This is a genomic window from Shimia isoporae (assembly GCF_004346865.1).
Lineage (GTDB): Bacteria > Pseudomonadota > Alphaproteobacteria > Rhodobacterales > Rhodobacteraceae > Shimia > Shimia isoporae.
Map to the genome: position 1 here is coordinate 1,979,652 of NZ_SMGR01000001.1, position 19,422 is coordinate 1,999,073.

The 19,422-nt window shown below is 57.8% G+C and carries 18 protein-coding genes; 5 read left to right on the forward strand and 13 right to left on the reverse strand.

Features of this window, described 5'->3' with window-relative positions; genetic code table 11:
* Positions 1-39: 39 nt before the first annotated feature.
* The 10 genes from dnaG to BXY66_RS09780 all read right to left on the reverse strand — a co-directional run bounded on the left by dnaG (position 40) and on the right by BXY66_RS09780 (position 11,158).
* Positions 40-2,004 carry a DNA primase gene (dnaG, locus tag BXY66_RS09735; RefSeq protein WP_132859917.1) on the reverse strand — a complete coding sequence of 655 codons (1,965 nt, stop codon included), beginning with the start codon at positions 2,002-2,004 and terminating at the stop codon, positions 40-42.
* A gap of 87 nt (positions 2,005-2,091) precedes the next feature.
* Complete coding sequence (locus BXY66_RS09740; RefSeq protein WP_243694337.1) at positions 2,092-2,439, reverse strand: hypothetical protein; 348 nt, start codon at positions 2,437-2,439, stop codon at positions 2,092-2,094.
* A gap of 34 nt (positions 2,440-2,473) precedes the next feature.
* Positions 2,474-3,025 (reverse strand): sarcosine oxidase subunit gamma, encoded by a 552-nt coding sequence (locus BXY66_RS09745; protein WP_132859918.1) that lies wholly within the window; start codon positions 3,023-3,025, stop codon positions 2,474-2,476.
* Complete coding sequence (locus BXY66_RS09750; protein ID WP_132859919.1) at positions 3,018-5,948, reverse strand: sarcosine oxidase subunit alpha family protein; 2,931 nt, start codon at positions 5,946-5,948, stop codon at positions 3,018-3,020. Before BXY66_RS09750 ends, BXY66_RS09745 begins: the two co-directional genes overlap by 8 nt.
* Entirely contained in the window at positions 5,945-6,217 is a 273-nt protein-coding gene (locus tag BXY66_RS09755; protein WP_132859920.1) for a sarcosine oxidase subunit delta, read from the reverse strand. Before BXY66_RS09755 ends, BXY66_RS09750 begins: the two co-directional genes overlap by 4 nt.
* Positions 6,214-6,756, reverse strand: a complete 543-nt coding sequence (locus BXY66_RS09760) for a hypothetical protein (RefSeq protein ID WP_132859921.1) — start codon at positions 6,754-6,756, stop codon at positions 6,214-6,216. The genes BXY66_RS09755 and BXY66_RS09760 overlap by 4 nt, the downstream gene beginning before the upstream one ends.
* A 10-nt stretch (positions 6,757-6,766) precedes the next feature.
* Positions 6,767-8,023, reverse strand: a complete 1,257-nt coding sequence (locus BXY66_RS09765) for a sarcosine oxidase subunit beta family protein (RefSeq protein WP_132859922.1) — start codon at positions 8,021-8,023, stop codon at positions 6,767-6,769.
* A gap of 146 nt (positions 8,024-8,169) precedes the next feature.
* Entirely contained in the window at positions 8,170-9,045 is an 876-nt protein-coding gene (locus BXY66_RS09770) for a hypothetical protein (protein WP_132859923.1), read from the reverse strand.
* Between the two features lie 82 nt (positions 9,046-9,127).
* Positions 9,128-9,724 (reverse strand): DUF6151 family protein, encoded by a 597-nt coding sequence (locus BXY66_RS09775; protein ID WP_132859924.1) that lies wholly within the window; start codon positions 9,722-9,724, stop codon positions 9,128-9,130.
* Positions 9,725-9,727: 3 nt separating this feature from the next.
* Positions 9,728-11,158 (reverse strand): Glu/Leu/Phe/Val family dehydrogenase, encoded by a 1,431-nt coding sequence (locus BXY66_RS09780; protein WP_132859925.1) that lies wholly within the window; start codon positions 11,156-11,158, stop codon positions 9,728-9,730.
* A gap of 334 nt (positions 11,159-11,492) precedes the next feature.
* On the opposite strand from BXY66_RS09780, the gene BXY66_RS09785 reads away from it, so the two are divergent.
* From BXY66_RS09785 to BXY66_RS09795, 3 genes are read left to right on the forward strand one after another with little or no spacing between them, the layout of a single operon-like run.
* Positions 11,493-13,292, forward strand: a complete 1,800-nt coding sequence (locus tag BXY66_RS09785) for a TadE/TadG family type IV pilus assembly protein (RefSeq protein WP_132859926.1) — start codon at positions 11,493-11,495, stop codon at positions 13,290-13,292.
* Positions 13,289-13,825 (forward strand): TadE/TadG family type IV pilus assembly protein, encoded by a 537-nt coding sequence (locus BXY66_RS09790; protein WP_132859927.1) that lies wholly within the window; start codon positions 13,289-13,291, stop codon positions 13,823-13,825. Before BXY66_RS09785 ends, BXY66_RS09790 begins: the two co-directional genes overlap by 4 nt.
* Before the next feature lie 5 nt (positions 13,826-13,830).
* Entirely contained in the window at positions 13,831-14,388 is a 558-nt protein-coding gene (locus BXY66_RS09795) for a TadE/TadG family type IV pilus assembly protein (RefSeq protein WP_132859928.1), read from the forward strand.
* A gap of 21 nt (positions 14,389-14,409) precedes the next feature.
* Here BXY66_RS09795 and BXY66_RS09800 read toward each other — a convergent pair whose 3' ends face one another.
* The 3 genes from BXY66_RS09800 to speB form a co-directional block, all read right to left on the reverse strand.
* Positions 14,410-14,910 carry a hypothetical protein gene (locus BXY66_RS09800; RefSeq protein WP_132859929.1) on the reverse strand — a complete coding sequence of 167 codons (501 nt, stop codon included), beginning with the start codon at positions 14,908-14,910 and terminating at the stop codon, positions 14,410-14,412.
* A 14-nt stretch (positions 14,911-14,924) separates the two neighbouring features.
* Positions 14,925-15,968: an aldo/keto reductase gene (locus tag BXY66_RS09805; protein ID WP_132859930.1), complete on the reverse strand. Its 1,044-nt coding sequence runs from the start codon at positions 15,966-15,968 to the stop codon at positions 14,925-14,927.
* 63 nt (positions 15,969-16,031) lie between these two features.
* Positions 16,032-16,991, reverse strand: coding sequence for an agmatinase (speB, locus tag BXY66_RS09810; RefSeq protein ID WP_132859931.1), 960 nt, complete (start codon positions 16,989-16,991; stop codon positions 16,032-16,034).
* 112 nt (positions 16,992-17,103) lie between these two features.
* Between speB and BXY66_RS09815 the strand changes: the two genes are divergently transcribed.
* Entirely contained in the window at positions 17,104-17,721 is a 618-nt protein-coding gene (locus BXY66_RS09815; RefSeq protein WP_132859932.1) for an ImuA family protein, read from the forward strand.
* Between the two features lie 215 nt (positions 17,722-17,936).
* Positions 17,937-19,310 (forward strand): serine hydrolase domain-containing protein, encoded by a 1,374-nt coding sequence (locus BXY66_RS09820; RefSeq protein ID WP_132859933.1) that lies wholly within the window; start codon positions 17,937-17,939, stop codon positions 19,308-19,310.
* Positions 19,311-19,422 lie beyond the last annotated feature (112 nt).

The following is a 19,422-nucleotide window of genomic DNA, read 5'->3' on the forward strand; positions in this document are numbered from 1 at the left end:
TTTCAACTGAGTCGTCTATGTGTGTTACCCCAGTGCGGCTTATGAGCGACGCGGTCGCCCGCCTCTGGAGAAATCTATCGTGTCTCTTAGCGCGTCCAGCGCTGCGCGTTCGTCCTTATCAATAGGGGCTCCATTGGCCCCCACAGCGAAATCTCCGCCCTCCTCCTGACGGCTGATCAGCGCGTTGTTGCGGGCTTCCGCAGCTTGCCCCAATCTCCAGGTCACAGCCTCGTCGGCCACTCCCAACAGGTCTTCTTCGGCCTCTGCGATCTCTGCATTCAACCCCCGCTCGGTCTTGAGCTTGGCCAGCTCCTCGGTCAGCGTCAGGCGCGCAAGCTCCATGTCGCCAGGGTTTCGCACGGCAGGGGTGATCGCGACATAGGGTTGGCGCAACAGGTTTTCAACGGCTTCCAGACCCAAAGCGTTCTCAACTGCCGATCTCGGATCGGGAGTGTTGGCATTGCGCATCAAAACGTCCCGCATTCGGGCATTGCCTTCATCCAGACACTCCATCGTTTCAATCGCATAATCAAAGTCATCCAGAACCTCGGGCGTGACCAAAGCCACCGCAAGTACGACGGCTTCACGGACGCGATGCTCCACCGCGCCCTGCCCGCCCGCCAACATCGAAGCTTTGGTGTGGGCCTGCACCGTGGGACCGGCTTTCCAGCGTCCGCCGTCGCGCTTGAATGTGCGTCCACCTGCGCCACTGCTCCGCTGCCCCCGAAAAAGCTGCCAGCGCATATCCTTGATTGCGTCACCGTAGTGCTGGCGAATTGACGGATCTTTGATCTGCTTGATCTTCTCTCGCAGGGCCTTGTCGAGCGCAGCCTTGCGTTCCGGACTGTCAAAAACCTTGCCCTCGATCTCCCTTTGCCAAAGCAGGCTGACCATTGGTACGGCCTCGTCCAGCACCTTCTGAACTGCGCCCGGCCCCTTCGCGCGAATAAGATCGTCAGGATCCTGCCCCTCAGGCATAATTGCAAAACGCAACGATTTTCCCGCTTCCAGCACCGGCAAAGCGAGGTCGATCACACGCATCGCCGCGCGGATGCCAGCCTTGTCTCCGTCCAGGGCGATAATCGGCTCGTCAGCTATGCGCCACAAAAGCTGCAACTGGTTGTCCGTGACCGCTGTGCCGAGCGGCGCAACAGAAGCTCCAAAGCCTGCCTCGGCGAGGGCAATGACATCCATGTACCCTTCAGCGACAATAAGCGGCTGACCCTTGCCGGCAGCCTCTCGCGCAGGGCCATGGTGGTAAAGGTTGCGCCCCTTGTCGAAAAGTTCGGTTTCAGGAGAGTTCAGGTATTTGGCGTTGTCATCGGGGTCCATTGCACGGCCGCCAAAGGCCACGCATCCGCCCCGAGCATCACGGATCGGGAACATGATCCGGTTGCGGAATACGTCGTAAGGTTTGCCACCTTTGCTCGATGGCTTCGCAAGTCCCGCGCCCAAAATAAGGTCCGGCGCCACCCCCTTGCCTGTGAGATGATCCCAAAGTCCCTGCCAGCCGTCTGGTGCAAACCCGATTTCAAAACGGTCGCGCGTTTCTTGCTTTAGGCCGCGCCTGTCTAGGTAGTCTCGCGCGGGGCCGCCGGCGCCGGTATTGAGCATCAGGCGGAAATGCTGGACAGCCATCTCCATGACCTCAGCCAATTTTGTACGTTTGTCGGCTTTCTGCTGGGCCTGTGGATCACGCTCCGGCATCTGCAATCCGGCTTCGTCAGCCAGAATGCGTACGGCTTCCATGAATTCGACGTTTTCCGTTTCCTTCACAAAATTGATGGCGTCCCCTTTGGCGTGGCATCCAAAGCAGTAGTAAAACCCTTTGCGGTCATCCACATGGAACGAAGCGGTTTTTTCGTGATGGAAGGGGCACGGGGCCCACATGTCGCCTTTGCCCTGATTGGACTTGCGTTGATCCCACATGACTTTGCGACCCACCACCTGCGTCAGGCTGGTGCGGCTGCGAAGCTCATCAAGAAATCCGGGAGGCAGGCTCATGGCGCTTAGTATAGATAGCCAGCACGGCCAAAGTCCATGGACCCGGCCGCGCCTGAATTCAGAAAAATGCGGACTATGCGGCGGAGATCAGCCGCCTTGCATCTGCTTGATCTGATCCCAACTCTCAAGGCACTGCGCCTCAGCGGTTTGCGACAGATCGACCTTTTTTAGATCTTTGCGCTTCTGGCTATAAACGAAATCAACAACCTGCGGCATCGCAGCGGCCATCGATGCAGGCCAATCGGGATTGGCTGCCATAACGGTGTCGACGACATCGCCTTGCTTAACGCGCTCAAGCCGCGCCTGCTGCACCGCGCCCATAACTTCGCCTTGCAGCTTACAGGTATCCTCTTTTTCGCCTGCCGAAGCCGGCATCACCAGAGTTACGCCCAGCGCCAAAGCCGTCACACCGCGCAGAAAAACAGAAACAGACATGGTCATCCCCTCAGGTCGTTGCGCTGCAAAAATGTCAGTCCGCACCGCGGGCCGCAACCCCTTTCATCGCGATCTCCAACTCGTGAACCAACGTCCGAGCCATCGACCGGAAAGCCATGATCTGAAATGCGTTGTCGCCCACGCGTGTGATCGACACCATCATATGCTGCAACATCGACCGCGCTGTGTGACCCCGTTTGAACACGCTCGACCGCAAATCTACGGGCACCAGCCGCGCGAGCACGTCTTCCGCCCCCTCGCCTTCCAGCCGAACCACAGCCCATGCATCACTTTGATCTGTCATTGCGGCCATCGCTCCAAGTGATGCGTCCGCTTCCGGACCAACCAAAATCGCCTGACCCTGCCCGAACCAGATCGCGCGAGCGCCTTCCTTTCCAGTCGCTCGATTTGCCGCAGGAAACGCCATTCCGTGTGCGGATTTGAGCGCATCGGACACGGCCTTTTCCTGCCCCTTGAATGGAGCAATCGACGTCATCGCACCGGCGTCCAGCTCGATTAGAGTGACGTCACCTGCCCGCACCGGAAGCAAACCCTCGCAGGGTGACTTAGCAATCAGTTCAGCCACGAACTCGCCCTCCCTCAGGATCAAAGAACACGGGGTCACAAACCTCGCATCGCGTTGTGATGCCACGCAAATGATCTACCATCACCACCTCCTCACCATGGCGCGCACGCCCGTTTCTTAAGAAAGCAAGTCCAAGGAAGCTTTCCAAAGTCGGCGAAAATCCCACTGATGTGGTGTAGCCCTGTTCGTTTTCACGGGTCGGCTCATCGCCAACCGAGAAGAGATGTGCCCCGGCAGTCAGCTGCTTGACCGGCCCCACCGGTTTGAGGCCGACAAGCTGTTCACGCTCGTCTCCATTCAGACCGGGTCGTTCACTCATCGTCTTACCGACACAGTCTTTTTTGGCGCTCACCATCCGCCCCATACCAATGTCAAAGGCCGTCGTGCGTCCGTGGATTTCCGCGTGAGTGATAAAGCCTTTTTCAATTCGCAGCACATTGAGAGCCTCCATGCCGTAGGCACCTCCACCCATCGACTCGGCCTTGGCAACCATCTGGCGATAAAGGCTGTCGCCATATCGTGCCGGCACAGCAATTTCGTACGCGTGCTCGCCCGAGAATGAAATTCGGAAGAGCCGACCCTTGACGCCCTGCACTGTGACCTCGCCGCAGGCCATGAAAGGAAAGCTGTCATCGTCGATCTCTTCATCGACAAGCGTTTTCAACAGATCCCGTGACTTGGGACCGGCAACAGCAAATTGCGCCCACTGTTCGGTCGTGGAGATCAATGCGACATTCAACTCTGGTCGCAGGCATTGCGACACATACTCCAAATGCCGCATAACCGGACCGGCCGCCGCCGTCGTTGTGGTCATGACAAAGTGGTTCTCTGCCCAGCGCGCCGTGGTGCCGTCATCCATGACCGTACCGTCCTCGCGCAGCATCAGGCCATAGCGCACCCGCCCGACCTTTAGCGTGCTGAACATGTTTGAATACACGAAATCCAGAAACTCGGCCGCGTCCGGCCCTTGAACATCGATCTTGCCAAGAGTCGAGACATCACAGATGCCGACCGCTTCCCGCACCATGTTGACTTCACGGTCGCAGCTCTGACGCCACGTGGTTTCCCCCGCTGCAGGATAGTAGCTCGGCCGGTACCAAAGGCCGGCCTCGATCATCGGAGCCCCTGCATCCACACTTGCCCTGTGGCTCGTAGTAAAGCGTTGCGGTGCAAACCCGTCGCCCTGAGCACCCGCCCCCATGGCGGCAATACTCACAGGCACAAAAGGCGGCCGGAATGTCGTGGTGCCGGTTTCGGGAATTCCGCGTCCGGTCGCGTCTGCCAAAACCGCAAGTGCGGCCACGTTGGAGTTCTTTCCCTGATCCGGAGACATGCCCTGCGTTGTGTAGCGCTTCATATGTTCCACAGAGCGGAAGTTCTCCTTGGCCGCTTGCTTCACATCCTTGACGGTCACGTCATTCTGAAAATCCAGCCACGCGCGCCCATGTCCTCCTACCGCCCACAAAGGCGACATCCGATAAGGCGCATCTTCGGCAACAGGTAACTCCGGCGACCCTGACGACATGCCCAAGGTTTCCAGCACTTTGCCGGCTGCGTGTGCGCCTTCGCTCAATGCACCATGTGTCGAAAACGTGCCTTGGCACGCTCCCGCGGTTGTCATGCCGGGGATCATGCCTTCGACTGGCACAAAGCTCTGAATATCCTCGCGCCAAACTGGACGACCGTTCATGTGGCACGTCAGGTGTACTGTCGGGTTCCACCCGCCGGAGACGGCGAGGCAATCGGTCTGGACCTTTTCCTCACCACTCATCGTCCGAAACGTCACGCTCTCGAGCGCCTTGCGCCCTCCCGCGTTGCAAACTTCGGCCCCTTTGACCATCCGGTAGTCACCGCTATCCGGCGCATCTCTCCGACTGTCCATAACCAGAGCCACATGCACACCGGCGGCGATCAAATCCCGCGCGGTTTGATGGCCGCTGTCGTTGTTGGTGAACACGGTCACCGATTTACCGGGAGCCACGCCATACCGGTTTACATATGTCCGCACCGCGCTCGCGGTCATCACACCAGGACGATCATTGTTTTCAAAAGCAATCGGTCGTTCAATCGCTCCCGCGCACAAAATCGAACGCTTGGCAACGATGCGCCAGAAACACTCTTTCGGGCGCCCGCCCGCATGAGCCAGATGATGACTGACGCGTTCCAAGGCTCCATATGTGCCCTGATCATAGGCGCCAGTCACGGTGGTCCTTGGCATCAACCGTACGTTGGGCATCGCGGTCAGTTCGGCAACAGCTTGCGCAGCCCACCCTGCGCCACTCAAACCGTCGACTTCAACAGAGTCGTTGTTCAGGCGCCCGCCCATGACGCTATCTTCGTCCGCAAGAATAACATCCGCGCCGGCACGCGCCGCGGTCAGAGCCGCCATCAATCCCGACGGTCCCGCGCCGATCACCAACACATCGCAAAACGCAAAAGCCTTTTCATAGGCATCCGGATTGTGCTGCTTGCTCAATGCTCCCAAGCCTGCCGCACGCCGAATGACCGGCTCATAGAGTTTTTCCCAAAAGGCTTTGGGCCACATAAAGGTCTTGTAATAGAACCCTGAGCCCAGAAACGGCGCCGCAAAGTCATTCGCAGCCAGAACATCAAACTCAAGCGATGGCCAGCGGTTCTGGCTCTGCACCTCAAGCCCGCCGTAGATTTCCTGCACAGTGGCGCGAATGTTCGGATCCTGCTGCGCGCCACGTCCCACGGTGACCAATGCGTTGGGTTCCTCAGATCCCGCGCCCATCACGCCGCGTGGTCGGTGATATTTGAACGACCGCGCCACCAACCGGACATCATTGGCCAGCAATGCCGAAGCCACAGTGTCGCCGGCAAAGCCCTGAACCGGCTGACCGTCAAAAGTGAAAGTGACGGGCTGGCTACGATCCACGAGCCCCAATCCTGCAAGTCTCATCTGCCCGCCTCCTTCACCTTGGAAGCCAGTTCCGTCTTGGAAATCTCGTGCGTCAGCGTGTTGCGCGTTACTACAATCCACGCACCGCACCCACCTTCGTGATACCAAAGATCGCGTGTAACACCCGCCGGGTTGTCACGGTTGTGAACGTAGTCGTCCCAAACAACATCGCTCGCATCCGGGTCCGGGCGCTGCAAAGCCACGGCATCACCCACATAGTAAAACTCGCGGCGGTCTCTTTCGCCACATATCGGACAGGTGATCCTCATTTGTCCTCGTCCCCTTCGATGTCCGCATTTGGCTCAGTGGCGAGGAACGGCTGACCAAGGCCCTCGCATTGTGAGGCCGCAACCCTGTTCAACCGGTACCGTACCGCCTTGCCCGGAACCTCAGCCATATCCACGGCCCCGCCGCATTCTTCCGTGTCCCCTACCAATAGGAACTCCGTTTCGATTGTCATGGCCTCCGGCGTATCTTTCACGACCACAAAGGCGCCACCGTCACATTCCACGGCACATCCTGCTCGACCGCGGCTGTCAAAACACAGCAGGAACTGGTTCAGGGTTTGCCCAGCGAACATGCTCGCTGCAACATGCCCCTGCTTGGCAAAAGTCACGTCCATGTCGGCCAACTTGTTGCCAAGCTCGTCTTCGTAAATCCACAGGACCACGTCATCGACCACCTGTTTGGGGTGCTTTGCCAAATGCGCCGCGCTGTAATCCCGCGCATAGCAACCTGCATCCGGCCCCTCCGCCAAGACGCTCGAGCCCAGCGCGACAAACAAAACGGATAATGCAGTTCGTTTCACGGCGCCCCCCCTAGTGCAGATTGTGTTGAGAGCCGGTGCCCTCTTCGTCCATGATGCCGACGCCTGTCCGGAAACGGTCCAGTCGGAACTTGGCGGCGTAGTCATGATGCTGATCTGTCGCCATCAGATGGGCCATACACCAACCCGAAGCGGGCACAGCCTTGAACCCTCCGTAGTTCCAGCCACAGTCGATAAACAGCCCGTCAATTCCTTCCATCTTGTCGATCACCGGGCTGCCATCGGGCGTCATGTCCATGATCCCACCCCAAGAACGCAGGACCTTCGCTTTGCCGATCATCGGCATAAGCGTCATGCCTGCCTCCATGACATGTTCTTTCATGGGCAGATTCCCCCGCTGGGCGTAGGATGCGTAGAAATCGAGGTCTCCCCCGAAGACCAGCCCCCCCTTATCGGACTGGCTGATATAAAAATGCCCCATGCCGAAACTGATCACATGGTCGATAACCGGTTTCAGGCCTTCGGTGACAAATGCCTGAAGCACATGGCTTTCAATCGGCAGCCTCCGTCCAGCCATGCCGGCGACGAGCCCCGAACGGCCGGCGACGATGATCCCGACTTTCTTAGCCCGGATCGACCCTTTGGTGGTTTGCACGCCTTTCACTACGCCAGCTTCGATGTCGATCCCCGTCACTTCGCAATTCTGAACAAGGTCGACGCCCCTGTCCGACGCCCCCCTTGCGTAGCCCCAAGCCACGGCGTCATGCCGCGCGGTTCCACCGCGCGGATGGTACAAACCGCCATAAATTGGAAAGCGCGTCTGCTCGAAATCAAGGTACGGCAGGTGTTTTCGAACACCTTCGCGATCCAGAAGGATCGCATCGTCGCCCTGATTGATCATCATGTTTCCGCGTCTCGCAAAAGCGTCGCGTTGGCCGTCGCTGTGGAACAGATTGATCAACCCGCGTTGGGAGTGCATCACATTGTAGTTGAGGTCTTCTTCCAGTCCCTCCCAGAGCTTCAACGAATGGGAATAGAACTCGGAGTTGCCTTGCAGGAAGTAGTTGGCGCGCACGATCGTGGTGTTCCGCCCCACATTACCGCCACCCAGATACCCTTTTTCAAGCACGGCGATGTTGGTCATGCCGTGGTTCTTGGCGAGGTAATAGGCAGTGGAAAGACCGTGTCCGCCACCACCAATGATGACCATGTCATATTCCGGCTTGGGCTGGGCATCGCGCCAATGCGCCGTCCACCCCTTGTTGCCGGTCAATCCCTCCGCCAGAATCTTCAGGCCGGAAAACCGCATGCTCTATCCTTTGCTGCTTGCAGGACTCTGCCCCGCTGTCACAAAAAAGCTAGGGCCACTCCTACGCAGGCTTCTGCGGTTTTTCGACAAAGAATAGCCCCTCCGCGACAGACTGCGTCGCAAAGGGGCTTTTTGCAATCACTGGCTTAGAAAGAGAGCGAGAAAGCAACGCCCATCAGCGGCGCCGTGTCATAGCGGCTCTTGCCGGTGGTCACCCCGGTTGCTGTCTCCACCTGCAAAACCCCGTCAAACTCTGCACCGGCGAAAACCGCAAAGCTCATGCCCGGGTTCGGATCATAGCTCACGCTCAAAACCACTGGGATCGAACTGTCCTGGCCAACGCCACCGCCCGCAAGTGCAAAGCGGTTCTTCTCGCTCCGCGCAGACAGGGTGAGTCCCCAGTCCGGCGCCACATCATACCGCAGTGAAAGACCCGGCCCCTGGCTGGCGCCGATTGTAGGGCCTGTGGTCAGGCTCCATCGATCCGATATCCGCCAATCCAGAAGCAAGGCCGGGAAAATATCATACTTGTCGCCTCCAAGCCCTTCAAAGGCACCAAAGGCAGGGCCGATGATCAGGTTGTCGTTGATCCGCCAACTGATGCCGGCGAACAAACCGGCGCTCCTGCCATCACTGGAGGACGCGCCGCGGTCATACCGGCTACGTACCGACGGCGCGACAAACCAGCGCCCACCGTTCCCCATCTGACCGCTGAACGACAGGGCAATCGAGTTTTCCTTTACCGTTCCCCAAGGGCCGCCGCCGCCAAAGTCATAATCCGACTGCCCCAAGCTGGCAGAAACGCCAAAACTGATCCCGTCCGGGTTGCGGTTGACCGCGGTAAATTGCCCATAAGTGCGATCTACGCTGAACTGACCACCCGTGTTCAGATCGGCGTTTTGCTGATGGAAATAGGCGCCTTCAAACCGAAAGACCCATCCATCCGGTGCTCCGGAAGTTTGTGCGACGGCTGGCGCCGAAAAAGCGGCAAACACCATAACTGCGGCGAGTTTCTTGAACACTGTTGGTTCCCTTCTGTGCTGGTCCTACACGTCTTACGCGATCCCTCCCGATCAGGATCACACAAAAAAGGCTTTTCAATTGTTAAGGCGTCGCGGCTTTCCGTTCTTCCTTGCTCAGCACCCGTGGTTCCACCACCGGTTGCCCAGCGTCATCAAAAAAGGGACCTTTCTTGGCATCCCCCCGCAGAAGTGCGCCAAAGTGCCTGGCCACAATATTGAAACCGGCTTTATTGAAACCATATTCCTTGAGTTTTTCGGGTCCGGGCCGTGCCCCGTCCACGGAATTGACAGCAATAACTTTGCCAATTGATTTCCCGACATCCTCGCCTTGCATCGTGTTCACAAACAGCCCTACGAAAGACAGTTTGGTGTTGCCCAGCGTGTTGAAAACAGGCGTGCTACAACACCCCGCGTACCACCGGATAAGCCCCCGCGGCGACAATCTGAAGGCCGCCAGTTTCTCCGCGCCTTTGGTGATTTCTATACCGGCGGGAAGCGTCTGGAAAATATCTGTGCCGCCTCTCGGCATAAGCGTGTCTTCGGCACCGACAACTTTGGCACCTGCCTGACAATCCTTGCAGTAGCACTGCACATGCGAGCCCGTTTTCGGGCTCGCATCTTTCAGAACTGCGCCAAACTCACCGCAGCGGCAAGCTATCGCAATATCTGTTTTGGCCATGTCTCAAAGCCCTTTCGCCCTGTAGCTGGCCGCCACCTTGTCAATCGACACCAGATAGGCCGCGGTCCGCAGATCCTCTACGTCCGCGCGTTCATGCCAGACGTCTCGCATCGATTGATAGGCAATGCGCATGGTGTCGTCGAGACCCGACCTCACGAGTTCCAACTCGCCTGCACCACGCAAGTACTTCTGCTTGAAGCTGTCGGTCAGACTATATTGGTCTCCCATCGCAGCACTGATTTTTTCCAGCTCGTCCACCACCAGTTGGTGACGGCTTTCTTCCTGACGCCGTTGCATCCGTCCAAAGCGTATGTGGCTGAGGTTCTTGACCCACTCAAAATAGGATACCGTCACACCGCCTGCGTTGGCATACATGTCCGGAATGATCACTGTGCCCATGTTCCGCAGGATTTCATCCGCACCGGCAGTGATCGGCCCGTTTGCCGCCTCGATAATCAAAGGCGCCTTCACGTTCGCCGCATTCGACAGGTTGATCACGCCTTCCAGCGCTGCCGGCACGAGAATGTCGCACGGCTCCTCTAGAACCTTCGAACCATCCTCGACATAGGTGGCATCCGGAAAGCCTTTTACTCCGCCATTGGCGAACAACCACTGCTGCACCGCATCGACGTCCAGGCCTGCGGGATTGACCAAGGCTCCATCCCTTTCGATGATGCCGATGACGACCGCTCCGTCTTCACCGCTCAGGAACTTGGCTGCGTGATACCCCACGTTGCCAAGGCCTTGCACAATCACCTTCTTGCCGTCCAGCGAACCGGAAAGCCCGGCCTTCTCGACATCACGCGGGTCACGGAAGAACTCGCGCAGTGCAAATTGCACGCCACGCCCTGTGGCTTCGACACGCCCCGAGATACCGCCAGCATTGAGAGGCTTTCCCGTTACACATGCGCGCGAATTGATATCGGTCGTATTCATCCGTGCGTATTGGTCGGCGATCCATGCCATCTCGCGCTCGCCGGTCCCCATGTCGGGAGCAGGTACGTTCTGCGAAGGATGGATCAGGTCACGCTTGGCCAGCTCATAGGCAAACCGCCGTGTCACGCGCTCCATTTCGTGTTCTTCATATTCGCGCGGATCGATGCACAATCCGCCTTTGGAACCACCAAACGGCGCTTCGACTAGCGCACATTTGTAGGTCATCAAAGCCGCAAGAGCCTCGACCTCGTCCTGATTGACCGAAGTCGCAAACCGGATGCCGCCCTTAACCGGCTCCATATGCTCCGAATGCACAGACCGATAACCGGTGAAAGTTTTGATCTCCCCCCGCAGTCGCACACCAAAGCGCACCGTATAGGTCGCGTTGCAGACTCGGATCTTCTCCTCAAGTCCGGGCGGCAGGTCCATCAGCGCCACAGCGCGGTTGAACATCAGATCAACAGATTCACGGAAACTGGGCTCTTTGATTGCGCTCATAATTCACTCCTCGCACATTCACCGACTGCGACTCACTGCCGCATCCAGGCCTATCGCCACACTAGAACCATTTTGCCACCGGATACGAGGGGTGATCTCACCTAACGGAAAGCTAATCGGGATTCGGCCGAAGTTGACGCTTTGGAAACAGAAGCGCACTGACAGCGATTATTGTACACAAGATACTGACAATAAACGGAAATTTCTGCAAATCAGTCACGAATATCACTTTATTGCGCCCCAATTTGGCCGTAATCAACCCCAATAAAGGTGGGGACGCATTCTGCCCAGCGATGGGCATTCTTTTAACGCGCGTCGAGGCGAGGTACGTAAGATGAAACAGTTCGAGGCCCCACGGCCCGCGGACGCCCCCCACTCTGTTCTGGCAAGACTCCGGAACACGTCCCGTGTGTTTGCACGGGATGAGGATGGTGCGATCGTAGGGTTCGGCATTTTCCTTTTCCTGATGATCCTGATGGTCGGCGGTATTGGCGTCGATGTCATGCACTCCGAGATGAAGCGCACACGTCTACAGCATACGCTGGACCGTGCCATTCTTGCGGCTGCAGACATGGACCAAACGCGTGACGCTCAAGAAGTTGTCGAGGACTATTTCGACAAATCCAACATGAGCGGCTACCTGACGGACGTGCAGCACGACAGCGGTCTGAACTTCCGCACCGTGTCCGCAACTGCCAACTGGACGCACCAGACCAACTTCATGAAAATGGTCGGCGTTGACACTCTGGCAGTGCCCGCCGCCGGTACCGCGGAAGAGCGCATCGGCAATCTGGAAATCTCGATGGTTCTCGACGTTTCGGGTTCGATGGGCAACAACAACCGCCTGACCAACCTGAAAACCGCGGCCCAGGAATTCGTGCAGACGATGGACGACAATACCGAGGACGGCACCCTGTCGATCTCGATTGTTCCCTACGCGGCACAGGTTTCCCTGCCCGACGGTGTTTTTGACCATATGAACGTGCAAGGTGAAAACCAGTTTGCGAACTGCTTGAATTTCACCAATTCGGATTATGACGAGCCGGGAATCTCGCCGACGGCTTCTTATGACCGCACAATGCACTTCTCTTGGTCGAGCTCTTCGAACTCCGACAGAGACAACCGTGACAACAACCCGAAGACCAAGTTGAACGATGGCTATATCGACTGTAACACGTCGTCCAGCCGCGAAGTGGCTATCCTTCAGAGCGACACCGAAGCACTGAAAACCTTCATCCGAAACATGTATGCCGACGGCAACACATCCATCGATGTAGGTATGAAGTGGGGCGCGGCTCTGGTTGATCCGACCTTCCGTCCGGTGATCGAGCAACTCGTTGACCAGAACGAAGAGACCGACAACGGCATGGTCAGCAAAGTCTTCGCAGACCGCCCCTATGACTATGGCACCAACGACTCGCTCAAGGTTGTGGTTGTGATGTCAGACGGTCAGAACACCCGTCAGCACAACATTGTTGATGGCTACCGCGAAGGCGACAGCCCCGTCTGGTACAACGAGCAGGAAGATTTCTACTCGATCTATCTTGGCCTTGACGAAGAGGACAAAGACACAGACGGCATCACCAACGAACCGATGTACTTCTGGCCTTCCGAGAACCTTTACGTCGATCACGCCTACGGCGAAGGTACTTACGAAAGCACCGAATACGTCGAAACCGACGAGTGTTTGTCGTGGAAATGGTCCCGTCGCAACGGCTGGCGCTGTAAGAACTACGCCAAGATCGCGCAGACTGTGACTGTGGATGAACCCGGCCACGCAGAAGTGGTGACCTATCCCGACCTTTGGGCATACACACCGCCCGGCTACATCGCCGAGCACATCTACAAGCCTTTGGTTGGCGGCGACGCAGCATGGGACGAGTGGTACTACAACGCCATTGACGAAGTCAGCTATGGCGCCAAGGACACCCGCACCAAACAGGTCTGTGACGTCATCAAGGAGCAAGGCGCTATCGTCTTCGCCATCGGCTTCGAGGCCCCTGACTCCGCCCGCGTCGTGCTGAAAGACTGCGCAAGTGCAGACAGCCACTATTTCGACGTGGAAGGTCTGGAAATCAAGGATGCGTTCGCGGCAATTGCAACGTCCATCCGCCAGCTGAGGTTGACACAATGATTACGCGTATGACTTCCCTGTTCCGCCAATTCCGTCGGCGCGAAGAAGGTCACGTTTCGACCGAATTCGCGATCATGGTGCCGATCCTGTTGGTCACTCTGGTTTCCGCAGTCGAACTGGGTGTGATGACCCTGCGCTATTCGATGCTCGAGCGTTCGCTGGACATCGTGGTGCGCGACATCCGCCTGAACACCGGCTACAACCCGGACCACGATGACATGATCACCCGCATCTGCGACGAAGCGACCATGATCCCGGATTGCAACAACAACCTGAAACTGGAAATGGTTGCTTTGGATCCGCGCGCCTGGGACGGCATCCCGCAGAACACGATCTGTACCGACCAGTCGCTGGAAGCACAGCCGGTAACCACCTTCACGCATGGTATTCAGAACGAACTGATGGTTCTGCGCGCCTGCGCCAAAGTGGCCCCGCTGTTCCCGACCACAGGTCTGGGCGCCAACTTTGCAACCGATGATGCGGGCGACTTTGCTCTCGTTGTCACCAACGCATTTGTTCAGGAACCGAGGTAACTCCGATGGCTTTGCACAAGATTTCTTCTTTCGCAAAATCGTTCCGCGAAGATACACGCGGCACGGTGGCGGTCGAGGCAGTGATCATGCTGCCAGCACTGTTCTGGGCTTTCATGGCAATGTCGGTTTTCTTCGACATGTACCGGGCACAGTCGACTTCGGAAAAAGCGGCTTTCACGATTTCCGACACTCTGTCGCGTGAAACCGCTGCGGTCGACCTGAACTATCTGGACAGCATGCATGCTCTATATGACGAAATGTCCTCGTTGGACGAGGTTGGCGAGTTGCGTGTGTCCGTGATTGCCTACAATCCCGACACCCAACAGTATTTCCTGGACTGGTCCCACTCGACCGGCGACGTCGACAACGGTTTGACCGACGTGGACCTGGCCGACCTTGAGGACCGCTTGCCGATCCTTGTGGCGGGCGAACGTCTGATACTGGTGGAAACCTTCGGCGACTATAACGCGCCGGTCAATGTCGGGCTCGGCGAGGTCAATATGGACACCTTCGTGTTCACCCGTCCTCGTTTTGGCCCTCAATTGGCCTGGACCAACACCTAGTCGAATGGATATCGGGGCGCGTTATTCGCGCCCCGCTTTTCTTTCAGCCAGCAACGCCTCCAGCGTCTGAGCCATGGCTTTGCCCTGAGATCCGGGTGTCACGCCGCCAACGCCTACCCGGCGGCCCAATGCCCACCACAGCCCCGGCTGCCATCTGCGCAGGCGGGGCTGCTTTAGCTTCAGGGCAAATCCGTTTGACGGCTTCATGTCAAACATCGCCCGCCTCACGACATCAATTTCGTCAAGGGTGGCGATCACTTCACCGTTGGACACCCGAAGCTCCGTTTCCGTAAGCTCGATCACATTTTCCGTGGCCCGCCGTGTTGCGTCGGCCAGAACAACTGCACCGACGCCCATAACCACCAGAAAAACCTGCCACCCGAAAGCCGGGGTCGTGGTGAAGGCAATGTAGATCAGGATCGCGCCCAACCCGCCCATTGTCGCCACGCCGAACCAGCGCCGCGGACCGCTCGCAGCCACAGTACTGAGAACTTCGTCTGTCTTAGCTTTAGTCTTCGTCATTCTCTTGTCCCAGATCAGTAAGGCATCGGATGCGCCCGATGCGCTTCGTTGATATCCGTCAGCACTTCGTCGCTCAGCCGCAGATCGCGTCCGGCAAGGATATGCTCCAGCTGCGCGACCGTTGTCGCGCCAAAAATCGAACTGCAGGAAAACGGTCGCTGCACAGTAAAGGCCATCGCCATATGTACCGGATCAAGACCGTGTTTGTTCGCAACGGCCAGATAGGCATCAACCGCATCAAAAGCACGCGGCGACACCCTGCCGCCCAGATTGCCGTTGATGGCTTTGCGTGAGCCTTGAGGCTCTGCCCCGTTCTGGTACTTCCCAGTCAAAAGACCAGTTGCCAAGGGCGAAAAGGCCAAAAGCGTCACATCCTCATTCACGCTCAGCTCCGCCAGATCTGTGTCGAACATTCGGCACAACAAAGAGTATTCATTCTGGATCGATGCCACACGCGGCCCACCGACCTCATCCGCCACACGCAGCCATTGCGCCGTACCCCATGCACTTTCATTGCTCAGGCCAAAAGCTCGGATATTACCCTTTTCCACTTGAGCCTGAAGCGCCTCGAGCACCTCGACCATATTCGCCAAAGTCGCGCCCTTGTCCTGCTTGGATGGGTCAAAAGTCCAGTTTTGGCGGAACATGTAGCTGCCACGGTTGGGCCAGTGCAGCTGATAGAGGTCAATCACATCTGTCTTCAAGCGTCGCAGATTGCCTTCGACGACTTCCGCAACACGATCTCCCGTAATGGGTGCGCCATCGCGTATGTGCTTTAGCCCCGCACCGGAATGCTTTGTCGCCACAATTATTTCGTCGCGCCGCCCGGTTTTCTCAATCCAGTTGCCTATGATTTCTTCGGTCCGACCCTGCGTTTCCGCTGTGATTGGATTTACCGGATACATCTCGGCTGCATCCAAAAAGTTCACACCGGCCTCGATGCTCATTTCGATCTGCTTGTGGGCTTCGGACTCGTTGGTCTGTGTGCCAAAGGTCATTGTGCCGAGACAAAACTCCGGCACTATAATGCCGCTTTGCCCCAGTGGAATGGTTTTCATCGCTGCGCTCCTCTTGTCGCGCGCGACTTTACGCGCTGAGGGAACAGGCGCAACCCGATGCCCTCAGCGATAACCCCGTGCGTGAAAAATGAACCCGAGAAAGTTCATCAGCACCTGCGCTGCGAGTATGGCGGTGGATCCTGTTTGATCGTAGTCCGGCGCAACCTCGACAAGATCCATGCCGACGACCTCGTTGCGTTTCGCCAATGCCTGCAACATCTCCAGAACGTCGTAGTACAGAAACCCGCCATGGCTGGGCGTACCTGTGCCAGGCGCAATTGAGGGACAGAACGCGTCAATATCAATCGTCACGTAAACCCGTGCGCCTTCAGGAACCCGATCGATTACACCTTCAGGGCCCAATGCCCGCGCCTGCCGCACACTGAGAATATCGCTGCCCATGTTACGCGCGTCCGAATACCCTTCCTTGGCCGTCGAACTCACATTGCGAATACCCACCTGCGTCAGACCGGTTACATAGTCCTTCTCGGCTGCGCGCCGCATCGGGTTGCCGTGCCCAAACCGCACCCCATGGCGCTCGTCGACAAAATCCAGGTGCGCATCGATCTGGAGGATATGAATATCCCCTTGCCCTTCAAAGGCATTGATTGCCGGAATGTTTATCGAATGATCCCCGCCAATCGTGACCGGCATTGCGCCCGCCGCCAGCGCCGCCCGCACGCCAGCCTCTATGTTTGCATGACTTTTTGTCGTGTCTGTATGCACGATGTCCGCATCGCCCATGTCGACGATCCGAACAGATGCCGGCAAATAGGTGGCGTCGTCCTCGTGATCGTAAGCCCCGGCATGGCCAAAGCTGAACAGTGTGCTTGCTTCCCGCACAGCACGTGGCCCAAACCGTGCTCCACTGCGCCATTGCGTGCCAAAATCAAACGGCGCACCGAGCACCGCGACGTCTGCATCCAGCGTCGACCAATTCTCGACATAGGGTTTTTTGCCAAATGTCGAAATCCCGACGAATGGCAGGTTCAGTCGCCCGCTTTCATAGCCGTGTGCACTCATGCTGTTCTCCCATGTATCCGGCCGAGCCTGACCGAATTCCCTGATCCGGTAAACCCGCAAAGCCGTATCACCAATATTGAGAACAAAAAGTGAACATGATAGCATTGCCGCCATGTCGACTCATTTGCTAGGCCGCCGCTCCGAACGCCCACGCCCCGCGCTTTCACCCGCGCCCGAGGTGTCCTTGACCCTATGCCGCCTGCACGAAGCCTGTGGTAGCGCGCGTTACACCTTTGCCCTCTGGCTGGCGCGCCATACTCAGGGGCCTGTATTCTGGATCGCGCCGGATTGGGGCACCGCCCCACTCAACCCCGATGGTATGCAGCGCTTCGTACATCCAGGCCGTTTCACATTCCTCGCCCCGCGCCGCCCCGAGGAGCTCTTATGGTGCATGGAAGAAGTGCTGCGCGCCGGCATCGTGCCTCTGGTGATCGCCGATATCCCCGGCCTGCCCGGCCTCACCCCTGTACGCCGCCTGCACCTGGCAGCGGAGACCGGTGCCAGCGAAACAGGGCAGAAACCTCTCGGGCTGATCCTCACTCCCGGTGACGGCGGCGCACAGGGCATCGAAAGCCGCTGGCACATGACCCCGCAACACATGCACGAGGGTGGTGCCTGGCGGCTCACCCGCCTGCGCGCCCGCAACGCCCCTCCTGCAAGCTGGCAGGTCACCGGACTGCCTGAGAAACCCCACCTGCGTTCGGAAGTCCCGGAATCCGCGCTGGCCTGAACCAAACCAGTGAGCCATGCACACCACGAATAGCGGGATTCACACCGCCAAAAGCGAAAATCCGCCACCACAGTCAAAGATGGCAATAAGCCGCCAAAACACTTCATTAAGTGAAATTAATTTTGGCGGGCCCCGCATGAATTTGGTAAAAAAACACACCTTACGGCCCAAGGCCCCAAGGCATCCCCAGACCAAATTTCCCTACGGAGTTCAAAATGTTCCGCCCCATCACCCGTCGCACTCTCCTCGCCATGACAGCTGCATCCTGCGTCGCGTTTTCCGGCGCTGGTGCTTTCGCCGCCGAAGCCGCAATGACACCGGCACAAGCCGACGTGAAGCTAACTGAAATCGTTAATGGGTGGGGCAATGCAGACAAGGCGCTTGCAGGCCTCGCTGCGATCCGGATCAAGAACGGCGAAATCGCCTATGAATACCATTCCGGCTCTATAGACGGCCTGTCCCGCGACGGCGTCGTCGCCGGAGACGAGAACGCGCTCTACCGCGTCGCATCCATCTCCAAAATGGTCTTCGCAATTGGCGTGATGGATCTTGTCGAATCCGGCCAACTGGATCTCGACGCAGATGTATCCGAGTACCTCGGTTTCCCGCTCCGCAATCCAAATTTTCCCGACACAGCGATCACGGCACGCATGTTGTTGTCACATACTTCTTCCATTCGCGACGGCTCGGTCTATTCGATCCCGATCCCGCACACGCTTGAGGCCTTCTTCACCGAGGGTGGGGCCTACTATGAGAAAGGCGCCCATTTCGCCACCGCCGAGGACACTCATGGTCTGAAGCCAGGCGAATACTTCAAGTACACAAACCTCAATTTCGGTGTTCTCGCCACCATTGCCGAACGCATCACAGGCGAGCGCTTTGACCATTTCATGCGGGACCGCGTGTTGATGCCGCTAAACATCGACGCTTCCTACAACCCGCGCACCCTTTCAGACGAAGCCTTCTCCAATCTGGTTCCGCTGTACCGTCCGGTGGATGGCGCGTGGGTCGCACAGGTGGACGACTATCAGGGCGAACGGCCGGACGATGTTTTGCGTGTGGAAAATCCGGACGGCGATGACACGCAAGGCGCTGCTGAAATTCCCTTGTCAGACTATGTGATCGGAACCAACGGCACGATCTTCTCTCCGCAAGGTGGCCTGCGCATCTCTGCCCGCGACCTCGCCCGCATAGGCCAGTTCTTCATCAACGGCGGCGAACTGGACGGCGTGCGCCTGCTGAAACCGGAAACCGTAGACGCCATGATCGCACCGGTCTGGACCTTTGACGGCAATAACGGCCACACCTACTGGGGCCTGATGCAGGAATACGGCCTCTCGGTGCAGAACCTGCTGGGCAAAGCCACCGACGAAGGCTCCGACATCACGTGGGAAGGCTACACCGGCGGCCTCTCCGGCCACGCCGGCGAAGCTTACGGCCTTTTGTCCGGCCTCTACTTCGATGTCGAGACCGGCGACGGCTACGTCTACATCCTGCAAGGCACGCCCAATCTGGACGACAACTACGGGTCCTACTCCTCGTTCTTCAACTGGGAAGAAGGCGTCCTGACAACACTCAACGGCCTGTAAGACGCTTCAAAAGAAACGAAAAGCGGCGCGGCTCCTCCGCGCCGCTTTTTTGTTGCTCCGAGAAGGTCAGCGCTCGACCTTGGGGCCATCCTGATGCCAAATCTCCGATTTG

Bases quoted from the DNA above. Each gene is read 5' to 3' on its own strand.
- BXY66_RS09740 (WP_243694337.1), bottom strand. From the start codon at position 2,439: ATGTCTGTTTCTGTTTTTCTGCGCGGTGTGACGGCTTTGGCGCTGGGC.
- speB (WP_132859931.1), bottom strand. From the start codon at position 16,991: ATGAGTGCACACGGCTATGAAAGCGGGCGACTGAACCTGCCATTCGTC.
- BXY66_RS09790 (WP_132859927.1), top strand. From the start codon at position 13,289: ATGATTACGCGTATGACTTCCCTGTTCCGCCAATTCCGTCGGCGCGAA.
- BXY66_RS09775 (WP_132859924.1), bottom strand. From the start codon at position 9,724: ATGGCCAAAACAGATATTGCGATAGCTTGCCGCTGCGGTGAGTTTGGC.
- BXY66_RS09765 (WP_132859922.1), bottom strand. From the start codon at position 8,023: ATGCGGTTTTCCGGCCTGAAGATTCTGGCGGAGGGATTGACCGGCAAC.
- BXY66_RS09805 (WP_132859930.1), bottom strand. From the start codon at position 15,968: ATGAAAACCATTCCACTGGGGCAAAGCGGCATTATAGTGCCGGAGTTT.
- BXY66_RS09800 (WP_132859929.1), bottom strand. From the start codon at position 14,910: ATGACGAAGACTAAAGCTAAGACAGACGAAGTTCTCAGTACTGTGGCT.
- dnaG (WP_132859917.1), bottom strand. From the start codon at position 2,004: ATGAGCCTGCCTCCCGGATTTCTTGATGAGCTTCGCAGCCGCACCAGC.
- BXY66_RS09785 (WP_132859926.1), top strand. From the start codon at position 11,493: ATGAAACAGTTCGAGGCCCCACGGCCCGCGGACGCCCCCCACTCTGTT.
- BXY66_RS09780 (WP_132859925.1), bottom strand. From the start codon at position 11,158: ATGAGCGCAATCAAAGAGCCCAGTTTCCGTGAATCTGTTGATCTGATG.
- BXY66_RS09820 (WP_132859933.1), top strand. From the start codon at position 17,937: ATGTTCCGCCCCATCACCCGTCGCACTCTCCTCGCCATGACAGCTGCA.
- BXY66_RS09795 (WP_132859928.1), top strand. From the start codon at position 13,831: ATGGCTTTGCACAAGATTTCTTCTTTCGCAAAATCGTTCCGCGAAGAT.
- BXY66_RS09750 (WP_132859919.1), bottom strand. From the start codon at position 5,948: ATGAGACTTGCAGGATTGGGGCTCGTGGATCGTAGCCAGCCCGTCACT.
- BXY66_RS09815 (WP_132859932.1), top strand. From the start codon at position 17,104: ATGTCGACTCATTTGCTAGGCCGCCGCTCCGAACGCCCACGCCCCGCG.
- BXY66_RS09755 (WP_132859920.1), bottom strand. From the start codon at position 6,217: ATGAGGATCACCTGTCCGATATGTGGCGAAAGAGACCGCCGCGAGTTT.